The sequence below is a fragment of the Acinetobacter sp. YH12100 genome (genome assembly GCF_013419135.1).
GTDB lineage: Bacteria > Pseudomonadota > Gammaproteobacteria > Pseudomonadales > Moraxellaceae > Acinetobacter > Acinetobacter pseudolwoffii.
Genome location: NZ_VPAQ01000011.1, coordinates 96,211 through 122,224 on the forward strand (window position 1 = coordinate 96,211; position 26,014 = coordinate 122,224).

General features: G+C 44.9%; 22 protein-coding genes and 1 pseudogene. 10 read left to right on the plus strand and 13 right to left on the minus strand.

The window, feature by feature from the left end; genetic code table 11:
• Nucleotides 1–81 precede the first annotated feature (81 nt).
• The 6 genes from FTU40_RS09325 to ahcY all read right to left on the minus strand — a co-directional run bounded on the left by FTU40_RS09325 (nt 82) and on the right by ahcY (nt 10,073).
• On the minus strand, nt 82–1,317 hold the full coding sequence (locus tag FTU40_RS09325; protein ID WP_074383390.1) for a multifunctional CCA addition/repair protein: 1,236 nt from the start codon (nt 1,315–1,317) through the stop codon (nt 82–84).
• A 94-nt stretch (nt 1,318–1,411) separates the two neighbouring features.
• On the minus strand, nt 1,412–3,691 hold the full coding sequence (locus tag FTU40_RS09330; protein WP_180040615.1) for an NADP-dependent malic enzyme: 2,280 nt from the start codon (nt 3,689–3,691) through the stop codon (nt 1,412–1,414).
• 140 nt (nt 3,692–3,831) lie between these two features.
• Nucleotides 3,832–6,708, minus strand: coding sequence for a bifunctional diguanylate cyclase/phosphodiesterase (locus tag FTU40_RS09335; protein ID WP_180040617.1), 2,877 nt, complete (start codon nt 6,706–6,708; stop codon nt 3,832–3,834).
• 176 nt (nt 6,709–6,884) lie between these two features.
• Nucleotides 6,885–7,595 carry a 16S rRNA (uracil(1498)-N(3))-methyltransferase gene (locus FTU40_RS09340; protein WP_035337758.1) on the minus strand — a complete coding sequence of 237 codons (711 nt, stop codon included), beginning with the start codon at nt 7,593–7,595 and terminating at the stop codon, nt 6,885–6,887.
• Nucleotides 7,596–7,703: 108 nt separating this feature from the next.
• Nucleotides 7,704–8,540: a methylenetetrahydrofolate reductase [NAD(P)H] gene (metF, locus tag FTU40_RS09345; RefSeq protein ID WP_180040619.1), complete on the minus strand. Its 837-nt coding sequence runs from the start codon at nt 8,538–8,540 to the stop codon at nt 7,704–7,706.
• Nucleotides 8,541–8,690: 150 nt separating this feature from the next.
• The gene (gene ahcY / locus FTU40_RS09350; RefSeq protein ID WP_180040621.1) at nt 8,691–10,073 is read right to left on the minus strand and encodes an adenosylhomocysteinase; all 1,383 of its coding nucleotides are present in this window, start codon (nt 10,071–10,073) and stop codon (nt 8,691–8,693) included.
• 223 nt (nt 10,074–10,296) lie between these two features.
• Between ahcY and FTU40_RS09355 the strand changes: the two genes are divergently transcribed.
• Nucleotides 10,297–11,319 (plus strand): DUF4917 family protein, encoded by a 1,023-nt coding sequence (locus tag FTU40_RS09355; protein WP_257223532.1) that lies wholly within the window; start codon nt 10,297–10,299, stop codon nt 11,317–11,319.
• 34 nt (nt 11,320–11,353) lie between these two features.
• Here FTU40_RS09355 and FTU40_RS09360 read toward each other — a convergent pair whose 3' ends face one another.
• From FTU40_RS09360 to radA, 6 genes are all read right to left on the minus strand, one after another.
• The gene (locus FTU40_RS09360) at nt 11,354–11,872 is read right to left on the minus strand and encodes a tetratricopeptide repeat protein (RefSeq protein ID WP_005097675.1); all 519 of its coding nucleotides are present in this window, start codon (nt 11,870–11,872) and stop codon (nt 11,354–11,356) included.
• A 98-nt stretch (nt 11,873–11,970) separates the two neighbouring features.
• The gene (locus FTU40_RS09365) at nt 11,971–12,309 is read right to left on the minus strand and encodes a DUF3325 domain-containing protein (RefSeq protein ID WP_100329080.1); all 339 of its coding nucleotides are present in this window, start codon (nt 12,307–12,309) and stop codon (nt 11,971–11,973) included.
• A complete protein-coding gene (locus tag FTU40_RS09370) occupies nt 12,306–14,027 on the minus strand; it encodes a PepSY domain-containing protein (RefSeq protein ID WP_180040623.1) in 1,722 nt (573 codons plus the stop codon). The genes FTU40_RS09365 and FTU40_RS09370 overlap by 4 nt, the downstream gene beginning before the upstream one ends.
• A 1-nt stretch (nt 14,028) precedes the next feature.
• Nucleotides 14,029–14,385, minus strand: coding sequence for a hypothetical protein (locus tag FTU40_RS09375; protein WP_180040625.1), 357 nt, complete (start codon nt 14,383–14,385; stop codon nt 14,029–14,031).
• A gap of 208 nt (nt 14,386–14,593) precedes the next feature.
• On the minus strand, nt 14,594–15,598 hold the full coding sequence (locus tag FTU40_RS09380) for a Tim44 domain-containing protein (RefSeq protein ID WP_005169956.1): 1,005 nt from the start codon (nt 15,596–15,598) through the stop codon (nt 14,594–14,596).
• Between the two features lie 118 nt (nt 15,599–15,716).
• Nucleotides 15,717–17,108: a DNA repair protein RadA gene (gene radA, locus FTU40_RS09385; RefSeq protein WP_180000976.1), complete on the minus strand. Its 1,392-nt coding sequence runs from the start codon at nt 17,106–17,108 to the stop codon at nt 15,717–15,719.
• Between the two features lie 174 nt (nt 17,109–17,282).
• Between radA and FTU40_RS09390 the strand changes: the two genes are divergently transcribed.
• Nucleotides 17,283–17,687: a hypothetical protein gene (locus FTU40_RS09390; RefSeq protein ID WP_005169959.1), complete on the plus strand. Its 405-nt coding sequence runs from the start codon at nt 17,283–17,285 to the stop codon at nt 17,685–17,687.
• A 102-nt stretch (nt 17,688–17,789) separates the two neighbouring features.
• Here the strand turns inward: FTU40_RS09390 and FTU40_RS09395 are convergent, their stop codons facing one another.
• The gene (locus FTU40_RS09395; protein WP_005169960.1) at nt 17,790–19,136 is read right to left on the minus strand and encodes a sodium:alanine symporter family protein; all 1,347 of its coding nucleotides are present in this window, start codon (nt 19,134–19,136) and stop codon (nt 17,790–17,792) included.
• Nucleotides 19,137–19,456: 320 nt separating this feature from the next.
• Here FTU40_RS09395 and FTU40_RS09400 point away from each other — a divergent pair, with 320 nt between their 5' ends.
• The 8 genes and pseudogenes from FTU40_RS09400 to FTU40_RS09435 form a co-directional block, all read left to right on the plus strand.
• Nucleotides 19,457–20,860 carry an amino acid permease gene (locus tag FTU40_RS09400; RefSeq protein ID WP_005097664.1) on the plus strand — a complete coding sequence of 468 codons (1,404 nt, stop codon included), beginning with the start codon at nt 19,457–19,459 and terminating at the stop codon, nt 20,858–20,860.
• Nucleotides 20,861–20,993: 133 nt separating this feature from the next.
• A complete protein-coding gene (locus FTU40_RS09405) occupies nt 20,994–21,227 on the plus strand; it encodes a lipoprotein (protein ID WP_005097662.1) in 234 nt (77 codons plus the stop codon).
• Between the two features lie 24 nt (nt 21,228–21,251).
• Nucleotides 21,252–22,496, plus strand: coding sequence for a diaminopimelate decarboxylase (gene lysA, locus FTU40_RS09410; protein WP_005097661.1), 1,245 nt, complete (start codon nt 21,252–21,254; stop codon nt 22,494–22,496).
• A 13-nt stretch (nt 22,497–22,509) separates the two neighbouring features.
• Nucleotides 22,510–23,355 carry a diaminopimelate epimerase gene (dapF, locus tag FTU40_RS09415; protein WP_100534855.1) on the plus strand — a complete coding sequence of 282 codons (846 nt, stop codon included), beginning with the start codon at nt 22,510–22,512 and terminating at the stop codon, nt 23,353–23,355.
• A gap of 93 nt (nt 23,356–23,448) precedes the next feature.
• Nucleotides 23,449–24,054, plus strand: a complete 606-nt coding sequence (locus FTU40_RS09420) for an alpha/beta fold hydrolase (protein ID WP_257223533.1) — start codon at nt 23,449–23,451, stop codon at nt 24,052–24,054.
• A complete protein-coding gene (xerA, locus tag FTU40_RS09425) occupies nt 24,055–24,990 on the plus strand; it encodes a site-specific tyrosine recombinase/integron integrase (RefSeq protein WP_180040629.1) in 936 nt (311 codons plus the stop codon).
• Nucleotides 24,991–25,220: 230 nt separating this feature from the next.
• Nucleotides 25,221–25,604, plus strand: coding sequence for a hypothetical protein (locus FTU40_RS09430; protein ID WP_034608955.1), 384 nt, complete (start codon nt 25,221–25,223; stop codon nt 25,602–25,604).
• A 256-nt stretch (nt 25,605–25,860) separates the two neighbouring features.
• Nucleotides 25,861–26,014 (plus strand): annotated as a pseudogene (locus FTU40_RS09435) (IS5/IS1182 family transposase); the annotation flags it as partial.

Below are 26,014 nucleotides of genomic sequence, written 5' to 3' on the forward strand. Positions count from 1 at the left end.
TTTTCCTTAAGCTCTTTAGAGGGCTGGGTCTCTGCACTAAATGATTGAAGCAATAAAAAAGCACCCTCGGGTGCTTTGTCTTTATTCAATAGATACAGTTTGTTGGGCTTTAAGTTCACCCAGTGCCTGAATACGCCGTTCAATCAGCATTTCGCCAATATCCGGGCCTTGAATATCGGCAGGCAGGTCTTGTGCTTTAATGGCACGTACTATCTGCATGGCATCAAGTACATATTGTGCTTGTGGATAGGCACGATCTTCCAGTCCTAAACGGCCACGTGAATCACATTCACAGGCCTGTACAAAAGCTTCGACACGCTCGGGACGACGTAAAACGTCCAGACGCTGCAATAAACGCCATAAAGTACCGGGTTTGAGATTAAATGCCTGATGACATTTCAGATGCTCTTTACATACTGCCAACGCCAGTTGCTTGGTATAGGTCGGTACTTTTAAGCGATCACACAGATCATTGACCGGCTTGATGCCACGTTCTTCATGCATGATATGCCGCGGTAATTCTTCAACCGGGGTTAATGCTTTGCCCAAATCATGCACTAAAACGGCGAAACGTACATCCAGGCTATAGTTTTGACGACACGCCTGCTGCAAGGACATCATGGTGTGAATGCCGCAGTCAATTTCCGGATGATATTCAGGGCGTTGCGGAATACCATATAAGGCATCTATCTCAGGAAATAAGACTTTTAAAGCGCCACATTGACGCAATACTTCAAAATACACATCAGCATGACGTTCTGTTAAGGCACGTGAAGTTTCTTTCCAGACCCGCTCCGGTGTTAATGCATTCAATTCACCGGATTCCGTCAAGCGCTGCATGAGTGCTAAAGTTTCATCCGCAATCACAAAACCTGCACTGGTATAGCGGGCCGCAAAACGGGCAATTCGCAGCACCCGTAATGGATCTTCGACAAAAGCATCGGAAACATGACGCAGCACCCGGTTATTCAAATCTTGCTGACCGCCATAAGGATCATAAATCTGACCGGCATCATCCATCGCCATAGCATTAATGGTCAGGTCACGACGGATCAAATCCTGTTCCAGGGTCACACTGATATCGGTATGAAAGTCAAAACCATGATAACCGGTGCCGGATTTACGTTCGGTACGGGCCAGTGCATATTCTTCTTTTGTTTTGGGGTGTAGGAAAACAGGAAAATCTTTGCCTACGGGCTGATAGCCTAAGTCAAGCATTTGCGCCGGAGTTGCACCAACGACCACATAATCTTTTTCGTGATAGGGGTGTCCGAGCAAATGATCCCGAACTGCACCGCCTACTAAATAAACTTGCATGAAAAAACCTCTATTCTTACAAGCATCATGCTACAGAATAGAGGTTTTCTCAAGTTAAGAAACGAGGCGGATGCGTCGTTATCTTGTCATTGGATTAAAGTGCGTCTTGTTCCGCTTGCTGGATTTCTGCAACGGTAAGTGCAGTCATGTTCACCACGCGACGCGTAGTCGCAGTCGGAGTCAAGATATGTACTGGCTTCGCAGCACCCAACAGAATTGGGCCAATCGTCACGTTGTTGCCTGAAGTTGCTTTCAACAAGTTAAACGAAATGTTGGCAGCATCCAGATTCGGCATGATCAGTAAGTTTGCAGAACCTTTAAAACGTGAGTTCGGGAAGGCAAACTGGCGAATATTTTCATCCAGTGCAGCATCACCGTGCATTTCACCTTCAACTTCTAGCTCAGGCGCGATTTCAGACAGGATGTCATATACCTTACGCATTTTTTGCGCGCTGGCATCATGCTGGTCTGAACCGAAACTTGAGTGAGAAAGCAGGGCAATACGTGGGGTCATACCAAAACGGCGCACTTCTTCAGCAGCCAGAATGGTCATTTCCGCCAGCTGTTCAGCCGTTGGATTGGTGTTGACATAGGTGTCGGCAATGAACAGGTTGCGATCTTCAAGCATCAAGGCATTTAGGGTAAAGAAAGTGTTATGACCTTCTTTTTTGCCAATGATGTTGCTGACGAAGTCCAGATGAATGTCGTAGCTTGAATAAGTACCACAGAGCATGCCATCTGCCATGCCATGTTTGACCAGCATCGATGCAATTAAGGTAGAGCGACGACGCGCTTCACGCTGTGCATATTCAGGCGTTACGCCTTTACGCTGCATGATCTGGTAATAATCGTCTGCAAACAACTCATAATCCGGATTCTTTTCCTGATCAACAATCGTGATATTCACGCCATCTTCAAGACGTAGACCCAATTTTTTGATATTGGCTTCAATCACGGCTGGACGACCGACCAGAATAGGGATCGCCAAACCATCATCGACTGCAATTTGAACGGCGCGAAGTACACGCAGATCTTCACCTTCCGCATAGGCAATACGCTTAGGATTCGATTTTGCCTGTTCAAAGATCGGTTTCATCACGAATGCCGAGTTATAGACAAACTCAGACAAACGTTGACGATAATGCGAGAAATCTTTAATTGGACGTGTTGCTACACCCGAATCCATGGCTGCTTGTGCCACTGCAGGTGCGATTTCAAGAATCAGGCGCTGATCCAGTGGACCCGGAATCAGGTATTCACGGCCAAATGATGCCGATTTCTCACCATAAGTTGCAGCATCCGCTTCGATGTGTGCCATACGCGCAATTGCATGTACACAGGCAATTTTCATTTCTTCGTTAATCGTGGTTGCACCAACGTCTAATGCCCCACGGAAGATGTATGGGAAGCAAAGTGCGTTATTGACCTGGTTTGGATAGTCAGAACGGCCAGTGGCCATGATCACATCATTACGAACTTCGTGTGCATGTTCAGGCAGAATTTCTGGATCCGGATTCGCCAGTGCGAAAATGATCGGATCTTTGGCCATCACCTTAACCATTTCTTTGGTCAGGATGCCGGCAGCAGAAAGACCAAGGAACATGTCTGCACCCGCGATCACATCACCAAGCTGAGTGGCTTCAATGTCCTGTACATACGCTTTTTTAGATTCATCCAGACCTTCACGATGCGTGGTCAGCAGACCACGTGAATCGGCAACGATGATGTTTTCTTTTTTAGCGCCCAAAGCACACAGCAGATTTAAGCAAGATAGCGCTGCAGCACCCGCACCTGATGCCACAATCTTGATTTCGTCAATTTTTTTGCCATTAATTTGCAGGGCATTCAGTAACGCAGAACCAACAATAATTGAAGTACCGTGCTGATCATCATGGAATACCGGAATATTCATGCGTTCACGCAGTTTTTGCTCGATGTAGAAGCATTCTGGCGCCTTGATATCTTCAAGGTTAATCCCGCCAAAAGTCGGCTCTAAGGATGCGATAATATCTACAATTTTATCTGGATCATTTTCAGCGATTTCGATATCGAATACATCAACACCGGCGAATTTTTTAAATAATACGCCTTTGCCTTCCATGACTGGCTTAGAAGCCAGAGGACCAATATTACCCAGGCCCAGCACCGCAGTACCGTTGGTCACTACAGCGACCAGATTACCGCGTGCGGTATACAATGCAGCAGTTGAAGGATCGCGTTCAATCTCAAGACATGGTGCAGCTACGCCAGGCGAGTAAGCAAGGGCTAAGTCACGTTGGTTGACCAATTGTTTGCTTGGTGTAACGCTGATTTTCCCCGGGGTAGGAAACTCGTGATAGTAAAGGGCCTGTTGCTTTAAAGATTGTTCGTCCATCAGTCTCTCGATCGTTGTAAAGATTACCCGGTCAGCGGGTAAAAAATTTATTTATGTCCCCGAATATACCATTTGTTCGCCAGTTCGCACAGCCAAAGACGGCCGTTTTTCCAACAATCTTATTGGGGGAGGGTATAAACTTAGACTTGATAAGTATAAGAATCGTTGGTCATATTTTGTGTCAAATACGCAGTGGCTTCCTCTTCTGGCAGCGGTTTGGAGAATAAATATCCTTGAGCGATATCACAGTCTAAATCACGCAGATATGCTAACTGCTCTTCAGTCTCGATGCCTTCCGCGACCACGGTCATCCCCATGGCTTTACCCATCGCCACCATGGCACTGACTATGGCTTCCTGCTTGTTCTCTCCAATCTTGGAAACGAAACTACGGTCGATTTTTAAGGTATCAATCGGGAAATCAGCAAGATAGGACAGAGATGAGTAGCCTGTCCCAAAATCATCTAGGGCAATATGAATCTGTCGCTGTTTGATTTCGTTCAGCAGGTTTTTGACGGTTTCTGAATTTTCAATTAAAGACGATTCGGTAATTTCCAGTTCCAGACTGGTACCTGAAATCTGGTTATCGTCAATGGCCTGATCCAGATCGTCAAGTAATTGGCCGCGCCGCAATTGTTGCGCCACGATGTTGACTGATACACAAATATGATTAAAACCGAGATCATTCCATTGACGAATCTGTTTGGCAGTTTGCTGTATCACCAGACGGCCAATGTCTGAAATCAGGCTGGTCTGTTCGGCTAAAGGAATAAACAGGCCGGGTGGAATAATGCCTTTTTCTGGATGATTCCAGCGAATCAATGCTTCAAAGCCATAAATGCTCTGATCGCTGAAATTGATTTTTGGCTGATAATAGACAATCAGTTCATTGTTCTGAATGGCTTTACGCAGATCCCGTTCCAGGAAAATTCCCTGTTCCTGTAAACCCTCATTCTGACTGGAATAAAAATGAATGGTATTGCCGCCCAGATTTTTGGCTTCATTCAGCGCCTGTTCGGCGCAGTTATTTAAATAATCGAGTTGTCGGCCATGATCCGGATAAAATGCCACTCCCATAGAAAGAGTAATTACATAATCCTGACCATAAATATTAAATGGTGCGCTAAAAGCCTGGGCAATGCGTTCACAGTGATGCTGCACGGAAGGGCGAATGTGCGAAATCTCGTAGATAATTGCAAAATCATCCCCATTCAGATGTGCTACAAACAGGGCTTCTGCATTGGTCATACGCAGGCGCTGCGCCACCTGACGTAAAAGTTCATCCCCGCCATTATTGGACAGATATTCATTTAACGGGCGGAAGCGATCGATGTTCAGCCGGATCACTGCCATCTGCTGGATAGAGTCTTTTTGCGAGACCAGATACTGATGCAGCTGATAGTTATAATAAAAGCGGTTCGGCAAATCGGTCAGGGTGTCATAATTTTCCAGATATGACAGGCGCTGTTCCTGTAATTTACGTTCGGTCAGATCTGAGACAATTCCGACATAATGGGTAATCCGGCCCTCATCATCAGTGACGGCATTGATATGCAGCCATAAAGTGGACTGTTTGCCGGACAGAAACTTTGCCTGCACTTCTCCATCGTAGGAGCCAATCTTTTGCAGCTGTTTGATAATGCTGGCATGGCTGCTGCGTTGTTCGGCCTTATTTTGCGCGGCAATATCGAATAAAAACTTACCGATGATCTGCTCTCGATCATAGCCGCTCAGGTATTCATAGTGAGGATTGACATCAATATAATACAGTTCAGGATTGAGAATAAAAATCCCTTCCGCGGCCTGTTCCAGTACACTGGCAACCAGTTTCAAGCGTTCCTGAGAAATGCGTTCCTGCTGAATATCCCGACGAATGCCCACCATACGTAACGGCTTATTATTTTTGGGATCACGTTGAATCACACGGCCAATATCATGCACCCAGCTCCAGCTGCCATCACTGAGCTGGATCCGGTAGGTGACATCATAACGTTCAATCCGGCCACGTAGATGCTGCTTCATGTTGCTTTTAAAATAGTCCAGGTCATCCGGATGAATCAGATACTCTAATTGCAGATGATGGTCTTTAGAATCACGCAGGATTTTTTCATCTTTATGATTGGTCAGGGTAATTGTACGATCCTGGATACTCCAGTCCCATGGCCGAATGCCGGCAATTTCATGGGCAAGTTGCAGATTTTGTTGCTGATTTTTTAAATGATGATTAATCTGTTCAATATCGTAGGTACGTTCCCGAACTTTCTGTTCCAGCAGTTGATTGTTGAGCTGTAACTGTAATTCGATATCCTTGGATTTATTGACTTCAGTTTGCAGTTGCTGACACAGTTCATCGCTCCAGAGTACTTGCTGTTCGGCATTTTGAACTAACAGATTATTTTCTGCATACAGGCGCGATGTCCGGCGATGAATGCGATAACTACTATTGGCACACAGCAGAATGACAATCACCGCAAAATTTAAGGCCAGACCGAAGAAGGGATTGGAAAGGCTGACATGATAAATTTGCGACAATAAAAAAGGGAATAAAGAGGGTAAAAATACCAGGCAGAAATAACTGAGTTTTTGGGTAAGATAGGTCAGCCCAAATGCCTGAGTCACAATCAGGAGCAGAGCAGACAAGGTCAGTGCTTCAATATCTTCGAATGCGGGATTGGCCTGCGGCAAATAGTAATAAATTGTATAAATACCGACAGCAATACAGCTCCCGACAGCAAGACTCTGAATCTGTAACCAGCGATGTGCGCCTTTCAAATCATATTGTTCAGGCTTAAAATAAAGTGTGCTCACCAACCAGCACATACTGACCAGTAGCTCGGTCAGAATAAACCAGGTATTAAAATAGGTATTGGAAGGACGATATTGAAGGTGATAAATACAAAAAATATAAAGGCAAATCACCATTATACTGATTAAAAAATAGCGACTATGGCGAAGTGTGTTCGCAATCTGAGCATGATGCAAATGCTGCTGGATATAGTCGTCTTGCTTATCAACCATGTGATTCAATGCCTGTATTCATCCTAAACGTTTTTCCCTATGTATTGTTCTTATAAAAAAACTCCAGGAAATGTGTAAAATTAACTCATCAATAGTTATTATTCTTTCGTCGAGATTAGAGGTCTTAGAAATAAAAATCAACAAAATTAAAGACAAATTTTTACTGGCCTGATGAACTAGAGATTATAGTTCAAAATTGAAAGGGCCACGACAGGGGCTGTTTCGGTACGTAGTACGCGTTCACCAATACACCAGTTTAGAAAACCTTTTGCATTTGCCGCTGTAATTTCTGCCTCACTGAGACCGCCTTCAGGGCCAATCAGCAGGGCAATATCCAGGGTCGCATCTGCCAGTACATCTGTTTCATCTTTATTGGGCGCCAAAACCAGTTTGGTCTTGGGTAGCTCGGTTTCCAACCATTTTTCAAGTGATATTGGTGCTAAAATTTTAGGCACAATATTCAGTCCACACTGTTCACATGCTGCAATCGCGATCCCTTGCCAGTGATCCAGTTTTTTCTGGTCACGATCATACTTCAAGCGCATTTCACAACGATCCGAAGTCAGCAGCTGAATTTCGGAAACGCCCAATTCCACAGCTTTTTGAATCGCATAATCCATGCGGTCGCCTTTGCTCATCACCTGACCGAGCAAGGCCTGGAACTTGGGTGTGCGATTAGCCAGATTAAATGCATTGACCGATACTGTGGCTGATTTCTTAGCAACTTCAGTTAAGGTCACTTCATATTCGCCACCCTGTCCATTGAACAGGGTCGCGGTTTCGCCCGCTTGAGCACGTAATACCTTTACCCAATGATGAAAAACGGTTTCCGTTAACTCAACCGTAGTATCAACATTTAAGTCTGCTTCAATAAAAAAACGTGGCATGGAGGGATTACTCTCAGATGGAACAAAACAAGACTGCATTGCTATTTACACCCTCTTTGTGTTTTTCCCAAGGGGAGAAAATGGGTGAGATCAATGCAGCCTAAAAACTTATGCTAGACCTAAGTCTTTTACAAGTTGGCGTGTAGGATCAGTGGTGTTCATGGTGTAGAAGTGTAAGCTTGGTGCGCCACCTGCAAGCAGACGCTCACAGAATTTAACCACAACTTCGTGGCCAAAGGCTTTGATGCTGGCAGTATCATCACCATAGGTTGCCAGTTGCTTGCGAATCCAGCGTGGAATCTCGGCACCGGTACCGTCCGCAAAGCGGATCAGGTTGCTGGCATTGGTGATTGGCATAATGCCTGGCGCCACAGGAATATCAATCCCGGCTTTCTGGATGCGCTCTACAAAGTAGAAATAAGCATCTGGATTGAAGAAAAACTGGGTTAATGCTGCATTGGCACCAGCTTGTACTTTTTCAACAAAGTGCTGGATGTCTTGATCAAAGCTTTCTGCCTGAGGATGCATTTCCGGATAAGCTGCGACTTCAATCTTGAAATGATCGCCTGAATATTCACGGATAAAGCGAACCAGATCAGCGGCATAGGGTAATTCACCCAAACCAACCTGACCTGATGGCAAGTCACCGCGGAGGGCAACAATACGGTCAATGCCTTGTGATTTGTACAGATCAAGCAGTTCTGCAATACGCGCTTTATCATCGCCGATACATGACAGGTGAGGGGCAATCGGTGCACCTTTGCCATTAAAATCGTTGATGGTAGACAGGGTGCGTTCACGAGTTGAACCGCCTGCACCATAGGTCACAGAGAAGAATTCTGGATTGAGCAATTGTAGTTCTTGATGAACCACTTTGAGTTTTTCCGCACCTACATCAGTTTTGGTCGGGAAGAATTCAAATGAAATTGGAATTTGCTTAGACATGTTGAAATCCTTTTTATAAATACTTTTTAATTAGTTTTACCTCTCCTAAATCCTCTCCTGAAAGGAGAGGACTTACCCTCGATGACATACATTTGGTAATGAATGTTTCCTCTCCCTATGGGAGAGGGTTAGGGAGAGGGTGGAGTTTAATTAGTATTTATAAGCATCCGCTTTAAACGGACCTTCAACAGCAACGCCTAAGTAATCCGCTTGCTCTTGAGTCAATTGAGTCAGAACACCACCAAAACCTGCAACCATTGCAGCAGCGACTTCTTCGTCTAATTTCTTAGGAAGAAGCTCTACACGAATTTGTGCAGCTTTTTCAGATTCTGGAAGATCAGCAAATTTCTCAGCGAATAAATGCATTTGACCCAATACCTGGTTGGCAAATGAACCATCCATAATACGTGATGGGTGACCAGTCGCATTACCAAGGTTTACCAAACGACCTTCAGAAAGAAGGATCAGGTAATCATTTTCATTTTCTGAACGATACACTTGGTGTACTTGAGGTTTCACTTCAACCCACTTGTAGCCACGTAGGTAAGCTGTATCAATTTCAGTATCGAAATGACCAATGTTACATACAACAGCGCCCGCTTTTAATGAATCAAGCATTGCTGAGTCACACACGTGGTAGTTACCCGTTGTAGTCACGATCAGGTCAGTGTTTTGAAGAAGATCAAGATTCACGTCTTCTTTCTTGCCAGTTTGTACGCCATTTTTGTATGGAGAAACAACTTCGTAACCGTCCATGCATGCTTGCATTGCGCAGATTGGATCAACTTCAGTGACGCGTACAATCATGCCTTCTTGACGAAGTGATTGAGCAGAACCTTTACCTACGTCACCGTAACCAATTACAAGCGCACGACGGCCAGATAAAAGCATATCTGTACCGCGTTTGATGGCATCATTGAGTGAGTGGCGGCAACCGTATTTGTTGTCGTTTTTAGATTTCGTTACTGAATCGTTTACGTTGATTGCAGGAACTTTTAAAGTGCCATCACGAAGCATTTCATACAGACGTTGAACACCTGTCGTTGTTTCTTCAGTGACACCGTGGATTTTAGCAATCACTTCTGGGTATTTTTCATGAACAAGTAGCGTTAAATCACCGCCATCGTCAAGAATCATGTTGGCATCCCAAGGCGTGCCATTGACATTGATCTGTTGTTCAAGACACCACATGTATTCTTCTTCAGTTTCGCCTTTCCAGGCAAACACAGGAATACCCGCAGCCGCGATTGCAGCAGCAGCGTGATCTTGAGTAGAGAAGATGTTACATGAAGTCCAGCGAACTTCAGCGCCCAATTCAACCAATGTTTCAATAAGAACAGCGGTTTGAATAGTCATGTGGATACAGCCGAGAATTTTCGCGCCAGCAAGTGGTTTAGCAGCAGCATAGCGTTTACGCAGACCCATTAGGGCTGGCATTTCAGCTTCTGCAAGTTTAATTTCTTTACGGCCGTAATCAGCAAGTGAAATATCAGCAACTTTGTAATCTGTAAATGAAGCAGTAACCGCGTTCATCAGGATCTCCTAGGAAAAAATAGATTGGATCGTTCTGTTCGCGGATGCCGTTGTTGATCAGAACGAATGTCTGACCGATGGTCGAGCCTAGCGATTTTACATTTAGTACCTGTAAAACGTCGCAGCATCCCTCGACTAGCGCAGTATTGTACTTGGAAAATGATTTTGTTCCAATCTTAAATTGATTAATATCTGACTAATAAGAAAATTTTGAGAATAAACTATGACTGATGGTTTTGAGTATGCAATCAAAGACTGGGCTGAAATTAAAGATGATTATAAGAATGGCAATTTAATTATCGGGAATGGCTCGAGTATTGCTTTGCATCAAGATTTTAACTTTCGTTCTCTAAAAGAAAAAGCGGAAGAATTAAAGTTATTTGATGAGGATATAGCAAAATTATTTAAAGAATTTGAAACTGATGATTTTGAATTAATTTTACGATTGGTTTGGCATACGAAGCTAGTAAACAAGCATTTGGGAATAATTGATCAAAAAATTGATTCAGCTTACGAAAATATAAAAGAAGCTCTTATTAAAGTGGTGAAGGAAGTTCATTGTGTACATTCTGATATCGCGGATCAATTACCTCAGCTATATCAATTTACAAAACAGTTTAAAACTATAGTCTCCCTTAATTATGATTTAATTCTGTATTGGATTCTTATGTATGGGAATCGGGAAAGAGACGGTCATAAATTTAAAGATTGTTTTCAGGATGGCGGTATCTTTAGCAGTAGTTGGCAAGATATGCGTGAACCGATATATGATCAAAAAGAAGTAACTTTGAGTCTTTATCAACATGGTAATTTATCTATTTTCAGAGATGCAAAAAATACCGAAACTAAAGTTCAAAGAGGGGATTTTGAGGATTTGTTAGAAGTTATTACTTCACAATGGGAAGATAATAAAATTCCTTTATTTGTTGCCGAGGGTACAGGAACTAAAAAGCTTGAATCTATAAAAAGTAGTCCCTATTTGAGTACTATTTTCTATGAAGTTCTACCAGATTTAATAACTCAAAAAGCTAATTTAGTCATTTATGGCTGGAGCTTAGGCAAGCAGGAATCACATTTGGTAAAGCAGGGCGAATTCAAACATGAGGTGCGACAGTTTCAAAAGCCTTATGATAATCAGGAAGAGTGCCATCGAATTTATAGGCTTATAAAAAATGAAAAAGTAGCTCCAAATATCGAAGTAGAATTTTTTGACAGCCAAAGTTCAGGTTGTTGGAATAATCCTTAAATAAAAAGCCCATCATCTGACGGGCTTTTCTTACTTATTTAGTTTCAGCAGCATCTGCTTTTTGAGTCCAGAACTCAGCCTGTTCTTCATCGCCATCTACGCCTAAACCATTGGCATAAATAAATGCAAGATCGCGCATTGCTTGAACTTCGCCAAGTTCCGCAGCCTGTTTGACCAAAGCAATCGATTTTTCCACGTCTTTTTCAATTACATCACCGCGACGGTAGAAACCGGCCAACTCTAAAGTCGCAGCAGGATGCTTCTCGATATTGGCCTTACTTAGCCAGTAATAGGCTAACTCAAAGTGAGCTTTAGATTCTTCTGGATCTTCTTCAGCCAGTTCTTTGGCATAAACGGTATAACCTTCACCTAACCAGTACATCGCATCAACCAGTCCGCCGTTGGCAGCTTTCAATGCCCATTCTTCAGCCAGAATAATGTCATCATCATGCTCGCTTTGCATATACAGTTCAGCCAATTCAAATTGCGCTTCAGCATTACCTGCTAAGGCAAGATTGGTCAGGGCAGCAGAGGGAGAAACACGCTGGGTCATATCAACATCTCAAAAATATTATGCGTAGACTAAAGGTTTAAATTAAAAAAGCCAATCCGAAGATCAGCTTTTCAAGTATGAGGGGGTAAATTAGAATTTTAGACCAAGCAAATGATTGCTGAAATCACGGCGATTACCACACAGATTGAGGCGATTACTTTAATTTTACTTTCCAGATAGCTCAGGCTTAAACCAACGACCAATGCTGCAAAAGTTAAACTGCCCAGCCAATAACTGATCATGTTACTGATTGTACCTGCGAACAGGCACAGGATGAGCGCAATCGTTAATATCACCCAGCCAAGAATGCTGGCCATTCTGGTTTTGGAAGCATCTAGCTCTTTAGCAAAGATCTGTTTCTGATGTTTGGACATCGACGCGGCAAGTGCAAATAAACCGAGAGAAGTCAAAGCCCAAATCAATAAGAAGAACATCATGCCTGATTCTCCTTGAGCATCACTTTGGATTTTTTAGGCGGCAAGCCTTTATGGTTTTTTACTTTCTTGAATGCAAACCAGAACAGGATTGCAAGCGCCCACATCGCCAGATCAAAAGAAGCAATCATCCACTGACCATGCATGATGCTGTTCCAGATTGCCTGACCGCCGGTCAGGAAGTTTACAATTGGGAGTAGGGCAAATGCTGCTGTTGCAAGCAGGAGCAGCTCTAGCCAGGCCTGACGATTGCTACGAATCATGGCATAAACTAAGGTCAGCAACCACGCGATAAAGAAGCTGCGAATTTCCCAGTTCAAACGCATGTCCATGTCTGCAGGAATAAAACGGTTGGCATAAAAGTAGGCAGCACAGGCAATCGGTAAACCGATAATTGCCGCGATATTAGTCACTTCCACAAGACGATAACCAAAAGATTTATAGCCTTGCTTTTGTTGTTGTGGTGCGCGTTTGACACACCACAGAATCAAACCAGTCGCAATCATGAATGTGCCGACCACACCAGACATGAACAATAACCAGCGTAGAGCCAAGTCCACGCCACGTGCTTCATGCAATGTGGTAAATACGTTATAAATACCGTTTGCAACTGAAGGTGTTTTCAGTGTGGTTTGATCCGGCTTTAATTCACCCGTCACGCCATTGAAAGCCAGACTCGGATAAACATTGCGATAGGCTACGCTGACCCCATTTAAGGCACGAAGTTCAATTTCAGCTTTGGCGGTATTTGGCTGGATGATGTTAATTGTAGCAACCGGATTGTTTTTCCATTGCTTTTCTGCTGCTGCAAGAATGGGCGCTAAGTCTGCCAATGGCGCAGGGCGTGCAGGTGGTGCATCACCACGCGAACGGCGAGCTTCACTCCGTGCAGACATATCACCACGTTCACTACGACTCTCTCCCTCGCCACGCAGTCGACGCTGGTCACTATCACCGGATTCAGCCTGAACGCTATTGTCCTGAATCAAGCTCTTACGTTGATCTTGCAGAAATGCGCCTCGATTTTCATAAATCTGGTTGACACCCCAAGGCATCAGGGTAAACAGCAGCAGTAACAAACCGCTAAAGGTAATCATGATATGGAACGGCAGGGCAAATACCGCCGTTGCATTATGGGCATCCAGCCAGGAGCGCTGACCTTTGCCAGGACGGAAAGTAAAGAAATCCTTAAAAATTTTCTTATGGGTAATCACACCGCTGATAATCGCCACCAGCATGAGCAAGGTTGCAATGCCGACAATCCAGCGCGCCCAGATTCGGGGCAGTCCGTACAGTTCAAAATGAAAACGGTATAAGAATGAACCACCGCGTGTTTCACGGGCTTGCAGCACTTCACCGGTTGCACTGTCAATGGTTAGGCGGGTACCGCCACGACGGGCACGCGGATCTTCACCGGCACCGCGAATATTCAGTATGGTGGTATTCTGGCGTGAGTTAGGCAGCTGAATCGCCCAGCTGCCGGCATCCGGATGATGCTGTTGCAGATAAGCCAATGCGACACGGGTCTGTTCGATTTGGGACTTTTGTGGGACTGACTGATGAAATTCCGGTTTCATCCAGATGCTGATTTCATTCTGGAAAAAACTTAAAGTTCCAGTTAAAAAAATCGCATATAAAAGCCAGCCTAAAATCAGACTGGCCCAGGTATGCAACCATGACATCGACTGGCGTGGCCCTTCCTGTTTTGCATCTACTCTCATCTTAATTTCCTAGGAATTTATATGCGATATAGAGCAAAACACTGGGAATTACGATTCCGAGCGTTGCCTTGACAGTTTTGTTGACCATAAATACCCAAATAAAGGCTGCGGTATTCAGGCTAAAACCAATCAGGGTGGCTGACATGGCAGCACTGCTTCCTGCATCCATAAACATCTGGGCAATCACGATGGCAGCCAGCGAGGCAAGCATATAACCGCCGACACCAGCCAGAAGAAAGCGATATAAAATCATCCCACGATAAACCAGCAGATTTGCTTTAACTTTATTTTTGCTCGATGGACTCGGTGCAGTAACTGTTTCAGTCGCTATTGCATGCATATTCGGACTACTCATCATCGAAAATTCTATCTATTAAACTTGTTAAGCTATTTCGATGCGAATGATAACAATTATTGTTTATATTTTAAATACGAAAAATCAAACTATTTATATGAAAAATAAAAAGAACTATTGGACAGGCTAAAAGGGGGGTATTAAAAAATATAAGCTTTAAAAATAAAAACAGCGGTTCGAAAGCCGCTGTCTAAATATTATCTGTTCAGAATTAGTCTTGCTGAATACCTGCAACCACCCAGTCCTGATTTGAACCTGCTGGTTTAGTGAAATGCCAGATCTCTGCAAACGGTTGTGGCAAGCTGTTCAAGTCTTCGCTTACCGTACCGGTAAAGCGTACGCTGACAATATACTGACCATTGTCAGTCGATGAATCTACCACCATGGCATTCAGATTTGAAAACTCGGCAACATCCTGATCCTGATTACTCATGATGTCATTACGCATTGACTGATAAAGATCAGGAGTTAGGTAACGCTGAATTTCCGAAATATTGCTTGCCGTATTCATAGACTGAATGTGGTTAAAACGCTGACGTGCGACACGCAAGAACGCGGCAGGTTCAGTACCATCCGGTAACTGGCTGCCGCTTTGGGTATAAGCCGTGCCGAAAGGCGCCGTATTTACCGGCGCAGAACCAAACGGTGCATTAGTACTTGGCGTTTGACCACCAACATTCTGACCAAAGATATTGCTATTGTCACCACCGCGAGGTGCAGTCGGTGCTTGACCAAAAGGTGCTGTATTCCCAGCACCGCTATTTGGTGCAAATGGATTAGAAGCTACTTTTTTTTTTGCGCCCATCTTACGGAAAATGAAGAAGGCAACAGCAGCAGCAAGCAGGATCCAGATCCAGCCTGGAATACCACCTTTTTCCTCTTCTGCTGGAGCCGCCTGAGCTTCAGACGCTGCCACACTTTGATCATCGGCCAATGCATTGGCAGCTACGGCACCAATCGCAGCACCCGCTACACCGGCAGCAACCATACCACCCACACCTGGGCCAGATTTTTGCTGGGTTGCAGCACCGGCAGCTGGCGCTTGTTGAGCAGGCGCAGCTTGACGAGGTTGTTGATAAGATTGGGTAGGCTGTGCAGAACGTTGCATACCGTGACTTTTACCGCCACCGGCACGTTTTGCTTCAGCAGCAAAAGGCGCAACCAATAATACTGCTGTCAAGATACCTGTAATCAAACCGCGCTGTCGAACTTGCATTCATTTTTCCTATGAGAATAAAACCTATTTGTACAGTCTATTTATATAGGCTTTGTGTGGAATTTCAATCAAAAATCTGTATTTTTTTGCGCTTTACTGCAAATTCACTGCCTGATGCTTAATTTAGCTCATCACTTAAAGACATGGCTTCACTCAGGGCTTCATGCAAACGGGCAACAGCAATAATTTGCACGCCTGCAATGGTTTTTTGCGGTGCATTGCCACGCGGCACAATAATGTATTTAAAACCATGCTTGATCGCTTCTTTCAGACGTTCCTGTCCATTTGGCACGGGACGAATTTCACCAGACAGCCCGACTTCCCCAAAAACAGCCAGTTGTTGTGGTAAGGCCTTGCCACGAATACTGGAAGCGCAGGCGAGAAGTACCGCCAGATCTGAACCGGTTTCGGTGATTTTCAAACCACCGACGATATTGACATAGACATCCTGGCCGGAGGTTTGCACACCACCATGCCGATGCATGACGGCCAAGAGCATATTCAGGCGGTTCTGATCCAGGCCAAGTGCTACACGTCTTGGTTGGCCATGCGCATCATCGACCAAAGCCTGTACTTCGACCAGGAGTGGACGCGTGCCTTCACGACTGATCATGACAATCGAGCCCGGAATCGCTTCATCATAACGGCTTAAAAATATTGCAGATGGATTGGACACTTCGCGCAGCCCTTTGTCGGTCATGCCAAACACCCCGAGTTCATTCACCGCGCCAAAACGGTTTTTGACGGCACGGATCATCCGGTAACGTGAATCCGACTGGCCTTCAAAATACAGTACACAGTCGACCATATGTTCCAGTACACGTGGGCCGGCCAGGGCGCCCTCTTTGGTTACATGACCGACCAAGAATAAAGATGTGCCGCTATTTTTGGCAAAACGGGTCAGCAGGGCTGCAGATTCACGAATCTGCGAAACACCACCTGGTGCAGATTGCAGGGTTTCGGTATACAGGGTTTGGATTGAGTCCAAAATGGCCACTGCAGGACGTTGCTGGGCCAGTACTTCACAAATACGTTCGACGCAGGTTTCTGCCATGACTTTGAGCTGGTCGGTCGGCAGATCCAGACGCTGGGCACGTAAAGCCACCTGAGACAAGGATTCCTCACCGGTCACATACAGGGCCGGATTTTTGACAGAGGCCATATGCGTGGCTGTTTGTAGCAAAATGGTTGATTTACCAATGCCGGGATCACCACCGATCAGAACCACTGAACCCGTTACCAGTCCGCCACCCAGAACCCGGTCAAACTCACTGATACCGGTCGGTAAGCGTGTTTCATGAGAGACTGAGACCTGATTTAAGATGGTGATTGTAGATGCCTGACCTGCATATCCACCCGCGATTTTTGGCTGAGCCCGATGTGTAACCGCAGGTGCAATGCTGACCTCAGTCAGGCTGTTCCATTCCCCACATTCCGAACATTGTCCCGACCATTTCGGATGATCTGCACCACATTGTTCACAACGATAGACACTTTTTGCTTTAGCCATATTTTAAGATGAAGCGATTGAAATTGACTGACAGCATAGCGGTGAATGTGATCTAAAACCAAGCCTTTCACCTGAGAAATCATGGTTTTTACGACAAGGCTTGTCGTTTTTATTTGTGCTTATTCGGATGTTGTGTATCAACGCCGTCTATAATGCCCGTCTTGTTATGCTGAAATGGAACAGATCTTGTCACAATTGCTGAAACATATTGATGCGATCGCACGTGAAAAAAACCGTGATGTGCTGTTTGTGCATTTTGAACAGTATGTATACCCAGATCAGGACGCTCACTCGGTTCGGCAAATGTTTATCGGCTGGTTAGAGCAACAGGGTATCCGTTATATACCGTGTTTGGGCATTGAGCCCACAGTCCGCAGTGACGTGTATTCGGGCAGTCTATATCTGGATGTACCTTTTGACCTGCAGCATAAAACTTATCAAAAACTGAGCGAGTACTTGGAAGATGATCAGGGCAATATGAAAATTGAAGGCATTCAGTTTTTTGTTTTATCTTTAGGGCTGGCACTTGAACTCGAATCTGACGGCAAATTACCAGAATGGGGCGGTTTACGCTCATAGAACATGAATATTGGATTTGGATTTCGAATAAAATTAATAATAAAAAGCCACAATTGATGTGGCTTTTTATTCTCTTGGTTCGGGATTTAAGCAATAAGGCGGTTAATAAAGTTCACCAGATTTACGTCTTGCGATGAAGTCTTTCGATTCCTTGGCAATCACGCCAGACAATAACAGCAATGCAATCAGGTTGGGAACCGCCATCAGACCATTAAAGGTATCGGCAAATAACCAGACCAGATCCAGTGTCGCGATACAGCCGACAAAAACCGATGCAATATAAATAATACGATAGGGTAGAACGAACTTTTCGCCGAGCAAGTAAGTGGCACATTTTTCGCCGTAGTAGCTCCAGCCTAAAATCGTGGAATAAGCAAAGAAAATAATTCCGAAGGTGACCACCCAGCCACCGACACCGGGCAGGAGTTTGTCGAACACGCCAATCGTCAGTACTGCACCGGTCTGATCACCAAATGAATTACCGGCCATGATGTAGCCCATGACCAGAACAATACCAGTAATTGAACAGACAATAATGGTGTCAATAAAAGTACCGGTCATAGAGACCAGACCCTGACGGGCAGGATGGTCGGTTTTTGCTGCTGCGGCTGCAATCGGCGCAGAGCCCATGCCGGCTTCATTCGAGAATACCCCACGTGCTACACCATAACGAATCGCCGCACCAATCGCACCGCCTACTGCAGCTTCACCGGTAAAAGCATAGGTGAAGATCATTTTTAGTGCAGGTGCTACCAGTTCTAAATTGTTGAGAATAATGATCAGACCGCCAGCCACATAGCCTACCGCCATGATTGGAACAATCACCGAAGATGCCTTGGAAATCGATTTAATCCCGCCCAGAATCACCAGTGCTGAAAAGGCAGTAATGATAATACCGGTCATCCAGGTTTCGATCCCCAAACTGTTTTCAACTGCCAGTGCAACAGTATTGGACTGCACTGAACTGCCGATCCCAAAAGAGGCCAGTGTCCCGAACAAGGCAAAAATCAGCGCCAGCCATTTCCATTTCAGGCCACGTTCGATGTAGTACATCGGACCACCCGACATTTCACCTTTTTCATTTTTAATTCGGTATTTGACTGCAAGGACACCTTCGCCGTATTTAGTCGCCATACCAAACAGCGCAGTCATCCACATCCAGAAGACCGCACCCGGACCACCCAGCACACAGGCGGTGGCTACGCCGGCAATATTACCGGTACCAATCGTGGCAGACAGTGCGGTCATCAGTGAAGCGAACTGGGAAATATCACCTGAGTGCTCGGGATGCTTGCCAAAGACCTGTTTGAAGGCCAGTGGCAGCATACGGAATTGCCAGAACAATAAGCGGAAAGTGAGGAATATGCCGGTGCCGACAATCAGTACCAGCATATAAGGGCCCCAGACCCAGCCGCTTAAAGTCTCCATTAAACTTTGTAAATTTTGCATAAAATTCTTCTTATTGATCCATGTCTATGTAATTCGAGATATTGATTAAAAAGCAATTATTGTGCCATCGGTATTCATCCTGAATACTTAAAATGGCGGAATTGTGTTCTAGTTTTTACATGGTTTTGCTGCTTTGACAAGAAGTTTCTTGAATCTCGGGCGTCGAAAAAATAAGCGTTAAGCTGGCGCGAGTGAGATATAAGAAAAATAAATGAACTTTACAGTTTAGGCAGAAAATACAAATGATGTGATTTTTCTTTTTGTATTCAGGCTTTTTTACGTTAATTTGTCGCGAGTAAAACTCGAAGTTGAAATCAATAATGTCAGAAAAATATAACAGTTCATCGGCAGAGCACGGTGAGTTACAGCGAAGTTTATCCAATCGGCATCTACAGCTTATTGCCATTGGTGGCGCCATCGGAACCGGCCTGTTTATGGGTTCGGGCAAGACCATCAGTCTCGCAGGTCCTTCTATTCTGGTGATCTATATGATCATCGGTTTTATGGTATTTCTGGTAATGCGTGCACTCGGTGAGTTGTTGCTCTCGAATTTGCAATATAAATCATTCATTGATTTTGCCACGGATCTGATCGGGCCTTGGGCCGGATACTTTGTTGGCTGGACCTACTGGCTGTGCTGGATCACTATCGGGATCGCAGATCTATCCGCGATTATTTATTACCTGCAATTCTTCAATAATGGCTTGCCCTTTAGTCCTGAAGAAGGAGTGATGATCAGCGTTGCCGCGATTGTGTTTATCATGGGTTTGAACCTGGTCACGGTCAAACTGTTTGGTGAAATGGAATTCTGGTTTGCTCTGGTCAAGATTATCGCGATTGTGGTGCTGATTGCCGTTGGCCTGTGGATGGTCTTTACCGGGTTTACCTCGGATGCCGGCACAGTTGCGTCATTTAGTCATATCTGGTCACATGGCGGTATCTTCCCGACTGGAGCGATGGGCTTCCTGGCCGGGTTCCAGATTGCGATTTTTGCCTTCGTGGGTGTAGAGCTGGTGGGTACGACCGCAGCTGAAACCAAAGATCCGGAAAAGAACCTGCCGAAAGCAGTGAACTCGATTCCGATCCGTATCATTATTTTCTATGTACTGGCACTTTTGATTGTGATGTCGGTAACGCCATGGAATCAGATTGATCCAAATATCTCGCCCTTTGTGAACCTGTTTAGTCAGGCTGGTATTGCCGCAGCTGCGATCATCATGAACCTGGTGGTGTTGTCCTCGGTGATGTCATCGATGAACAGTGGGGTATTCTCGACCAGTCGTATGCTGTTCGGTCTGTCGCGTGAAGAGCAGGCACCACTTGCCTTTGGTCGCTTAAACCGTCGTGCAGTTCCGGCAAATGCCTTGTATTTCTCTGCGGTATGTTTGTTGCTGGGTGCAGCACTACAGTATTTCGTTCCAGATACCGTCCGCGCTTTCACTTTAGCAACGACTTTATCCACGATTCTGTTTATCTGTGTCTGGATCATCATTATCTGGAGCTATATCGTGTACTACAAAACACGTCCAGAATTGCATGCCAAATCGACCTTTAAGTTGCCGGGCGGTCTGGTGACCTGCTGGATTGTGATCGTATTCTTCCTGAGCATGATCGTGGTGTTGGCGCTGGAAGACGATACCCGTCAAGCACTGATGGTCAGCCCGATCTGGTTTATCCTTCTGGTTATTGGCTATTTCGGTTTCTATAAACAGAAACATAAATAAACCTTATCAATAAAAACGTCAGCGATCTGCTGGCGTTTTTTTATCGCTAAAGATAATCTCTAGGCTTTAGCGCTTTGGTCATGGTGATCATCGCGTTATACTTCATCGAAACACTATTCAATTAGGTGGTCAGATGCATCAAGTCATTTGCTACATCAGTATCTTGGCGACAAGTCTTGTTCTTGCAGCTTGTGGGCAGTCAGGTGCGTTGCACTTGCCGAATGATCCAGATTACGACAAGCGTGCCAAGTATTTGTTATATAAAAATACCGAAGCTGAATCCAAAGCCTCCGATGAAGAACGAGATGCCCCTGTGCAACAACAGTTTGCTGCGCCTGAAGCATCAGATTCAACGACTACACCTTAACGCTTTCAAAGAAAGGATACCTTCATGAGTTTCACCCGCATTAATGGGGTATTGCACGCTGAGCAATGTTCATTACAACAGCTCGCAGAGCAATTTGGCACACCTCTCTATGTTTATTCCAAAGCCACCTTGGAAAAGCATTTTTTAGATATGGACCGTGCTTTTAACTTTATCGATCATCAAATCTGTTTCGCGGTAAAGTCCAACTCCAATCTTGCGGTATTGAATGTATTGGCCAAACAGGGGGCCGGTTTTGATATTGTGACCGGCGGTGAATTGGCACGTGTACTGAAAGCCGGTGGTGATGCCGCAAAAATTGTATTTTCGGGTCTGGGTAAAACTGAAGCAGATATTAAAAAAGCCTTAGAAGTGGGCATTGCCTGCTTTAATGTGGAATCTCATGCCGAGCTGGATCGTATTCAAAAGGTTGCGGCTGAATTGAATGTTAAAGCGCCGATTTCATTGCGCGTGAATCCGGACGTCGATGCCAAAACCCATCCTTATATTTCAACCGGTCTAAAAGAAAATAAATTCGGTATTCCATCTGATAGTGTATTTGCAACCTATCAATATGCGGCGTCACTGGCCAATCTGGATGTGGTCGGGATTGACTGTCATATCGGTTCACAGCTCACCGAAACCCAGCCTTTTGTTGATGCGCTGGATCGTGTCATTGTCATGATTGACCAGCTCAAAGAAATGGGTATCCACCTCAAACACATCGATATTGGTGGTGGTCTGGGGGTGACTTATAAAGATGAAACCCCGCCATCGGTTGAAGAATATGCCAATGCGCTACGTCCAGCATTAGAAAAATTGGGCCTGAAAGTGTATATGGAGCCGGGGCGTAGTATTTCTGCCAATGCGGGTGTATTGCTGACCAAAGTCGATCTGCTCAAACCGACCAATCATCGTAATTTTGCCATCATTGATGCGGCGATGAACGACCTGATTCGTCCGGCTTTATATGAAGCATGGATGGACATTCAGCCAGTGACGCCGCGTAATGATGCTGAAACTAAAGAATGGGATGTGGTAGGTGCGATCTGTGAAACCGGTGATTTCCTCGGTAAAGAGCGTGAATTGGCAATCAAAGAAAATGATGTACTGGCAGTCTTGGGCGCAGGTGCCTACGGTTTTGTGATGAGCTCAAACTACAACAGTCGCGGCCGTGCGGCTGAAGTGATGGTTGATGCAGATCAGGCACATCTGATTCGTGAACGTGAGACGATTGAATCACTCTGGGAACGTGAGCGTTTATTGCCTTAAGGACTAAATCGAGATGTTATTAGAATTTACCAAGATGCATGGTCTGGGCAATGACTTTATGGTGGTTGATCTGATCAGCCAGCGCGCTTATTTGGATCCGGTCACCATTCAGCGCTTGGCCAATCGTAACTTTGGTATTGGTTTTGATCAGCTGCTGGTGGTTGAACCACCAGACGTACCGAGTGCAGATTTTAAATATCGGATTTTTAATGCCGATGGTTCGGAAGTAGAACAATGTGGCAATGGCGTGCGCTGTTTTGCCAAGTTTGTACATGACCGTCAGTTGACCAGCAAAACCAAAATCAAGGTACAGACGAAGTCTGGTATTGTTGAACCGGAATTGGGTGCCAATGGCTGGGTGCGGGTCAATATGGGCTATCCGAAATTCCTGCCACAGGACATTCCATTTTTGGCCGATGCACCGGAAAGCCTGTATGACATTGAGCTTGCTAGCGGTGAAAAGCTGAGCATTGATGTGGTGAATATGGGTAATCCACATGCGGTGACGATTGTACCGGATGTGATTGCTGCCGATGTGGCACGTATTGGCCCACAAGTTGAAGCGCATGCGCGTTTCCCGGCACGGGTCAATGCTGGCTTTATGCAGATCATTGATGAAAAACATGCGCGTTTGCGTGTATATGAACGTGGTGTCGGCGAGACTCTGGCCTGTGGTACAGGTGCCTGTGCCGCAGCCATTTCCGGGATGCGCCGTGGTCTGCTGTCGAGCAAGGTTGAAATCGAGCTGGCAGGTGGCAAGTTGCAGATCGAGTGGAAAGAAGGTGATGTGGTCTGGATGACCGGACCAACGGCGACCGTGTATGAAGGGCGTCTGGATTTGCGTTATTTTCAGGGTTAATCGGCATTAAGTTTTAAAAAAGCACCGTGCTCAGAACGGTGCTTTTTTTATGTTAGGATGAAACTGAAATTTAATATGCATGATTATGCCTTCATGAATCAGCTTGTATTTTTACCGGGTGCATCTGGCAGCCAAGATTTTTGGCAGCCGTTAAGGGCAGCATTAACCGAATATCCAGATCAGCAGGTCATTGCCTATCCAGGATTTGATGGGGTAGCGCCAAATGTAGCCATTCAAAACCTGTATGATTTGCAAGAACTAGTAAATAGGCAGATTCAGGATGACTCCATTCTGATTGCCCAGTCGATGGGTGGTGTACTGGCAGTTGGGTTGGCGCTTAAGCATCCGCAAAAAGTCAAAGGGCTGGTATTGTTGGCGACATCAGGCGGTTTAAATTTGAAGAGATTTCACTGTGCCGACTGGCGAACAGATTATCGTGAACAGTTTAAAGCAGTACCGAACTGGTTTGTACAAGATCACACTGAATTTAATCCTGATCAGCTCGCCGGTCTTGAAATTCCCATTTTGCTAATTTGGGCAGATCATGATCCTCTAAGCACGATTCAAGTAGGACAATACTTAGAAAAAATATTTAAACATGCAAAACTGCATATCATCCAAGGCGGAAATCATTTCTTTGCCCACACTCATGCAGATCAGGTGGCAGCACTGATTCAAGATTATCTGGAGCAACTTTAAATGGAGCAGGCAGTGACTGTGCCCCCTCAACTTTTGCTCAATATGTGGCTGAAAGAACGTGAAATCCAGAACCAGTCTAAACATACCTTGCAGGCCTATGATCGTGATGTCTCGGATTTTTTAGAATTTTGCCAGCGTGAGCAGCTCAATTTAAATGATGTAGAAGCCACAGACCTGCGCCAGTTTCTGGCTGAAAAAGTCGAACAGCATCAGCTGAGTCCCAGCAGTCTTCAGCGCATGCTGTCGTCCATTCGCCAGTTTATGAAATGGGCAGAGCAGGCCCAGCATCTCGCTTTTAATCCGGCTGATGATTTTCAGTTAAAGCGCCAATCGCGTCCTTTGCCGGGCATGGTGGATATTGAAACCGTGAATCAGATTATCGATCAGCCTGCGCCTGAAAATGAAATCCAGCAGCAAATGTGGCTCCGGGACAAAGCGATTCTGGAGTTGCTGTATTCCAGTGGGTTGCGTCTGGCCGAATTACAAAACCTCAGAATCAAAGATATCGACTTTAACCGGCAGTTGCTACGTATTACCGGTAAGGGCAATAAAACCCGGATCGTACCTTTTGGCTCCAAGGCCAAAGCAAGTGTCATGGCCTGGTTAGAGCTTTATCCACGCTGGAATGGCGACTTTGTGCCAGAGGCGAATGTATTTATTACCCAGAAGGGCAATCCACTGGGTGCACGCCAAATTGAAAATCGGGTCAAGTTTCAGGCACAGCGTGCAGGCGTCAATGTGGATTTACATCCGCATTTGTTACGTCACTGCTTTGCCAGTCATATGCTGTCGAATAGCCGCGACTTACGTGCGGTTCAGGAAATGCTGGGCCACAGTAATTTAAGCACCACCCAGATTTATACTCACGTCGATTTTGATCATCTGGCACAAATTTATGATCAGGCGCATCCGCGTGCACAGCATAAAAAGGATTGATCATGCGCCAAGTGGTAGAAAGTAAGAATCATGAATATATTTTTTTGGCATAAAACTTTCATATTTAAATCTTAAAATGGAATTGAACTGAAAGCTGGCGTTCTGTTGGGCATTTCACTATTGTCTTATTCGTTAAATGCGCCATTTCAGGTATAACAAGAACGAGTAATTAATATTTAAAATGAAGTATGACTGAGCAAAGTCTCAGCATTTGGCGGATGGGAATTGATATGGACACAATAGTGATTGCAGATATAGAACAAAAATATGCACAGTTAAGCGCAGCTCAAAAAGAAATGTTTGCAGGTTATGGTTTGCGACAAATCAAGCATTTTGTGGACATTAGCTTACCGAGTCTTGCAGCGACTTTACCTGAAGGTGCCATCATTCAAGGGATTAATGCCGATGGTAAAGTTCAGGCATTTAATGCAATGACAGGACAATACTATTTATGGATTTCTGATTTACAGTGGCAAGTGTCGAATCGTGCCACCCAAGCGGTCGATTTAAAAGAAGATGCGATTGCGATTTGGACAGTTTTTGAATTATCAGACTATGAGTTGGTGGATTTAAGCCATATTCATCGTGATTTTTTAGCACAGGTAACTGCCTAAACTCCCTAGTATCTCGGCTTTACTCAAGGAAAAGGTTGTCTTTAAACAAGGCAACCTGATATTTTTCTTATCGTCAAACTTGCGATCTATCTATCTGCAACATAGCGGGTGCTTTAAGCTGGCTATGATTATTTAGCGCTGGAATTAAAAATACGCCGTCGCCATTCTTAATCCATTCGTTTATAAATCTTCTAAAGGCAATGGCTTTGTTGCACAAACCTAGCATCAAAAGCTTATTCAGCAATATAATTTCAAAATGAATAAGCCTGCCTCTAAAATCTACCGTACAACCAATTGGTCATCCTATAACCGAGCCTTAATTAACCGAGGTAATATTTCCATTTGGTTTGATCCAAAGACTCAGTGGTATGCACAATCACAAGGCAAGCAAGGTCGAAATCAAACCTACT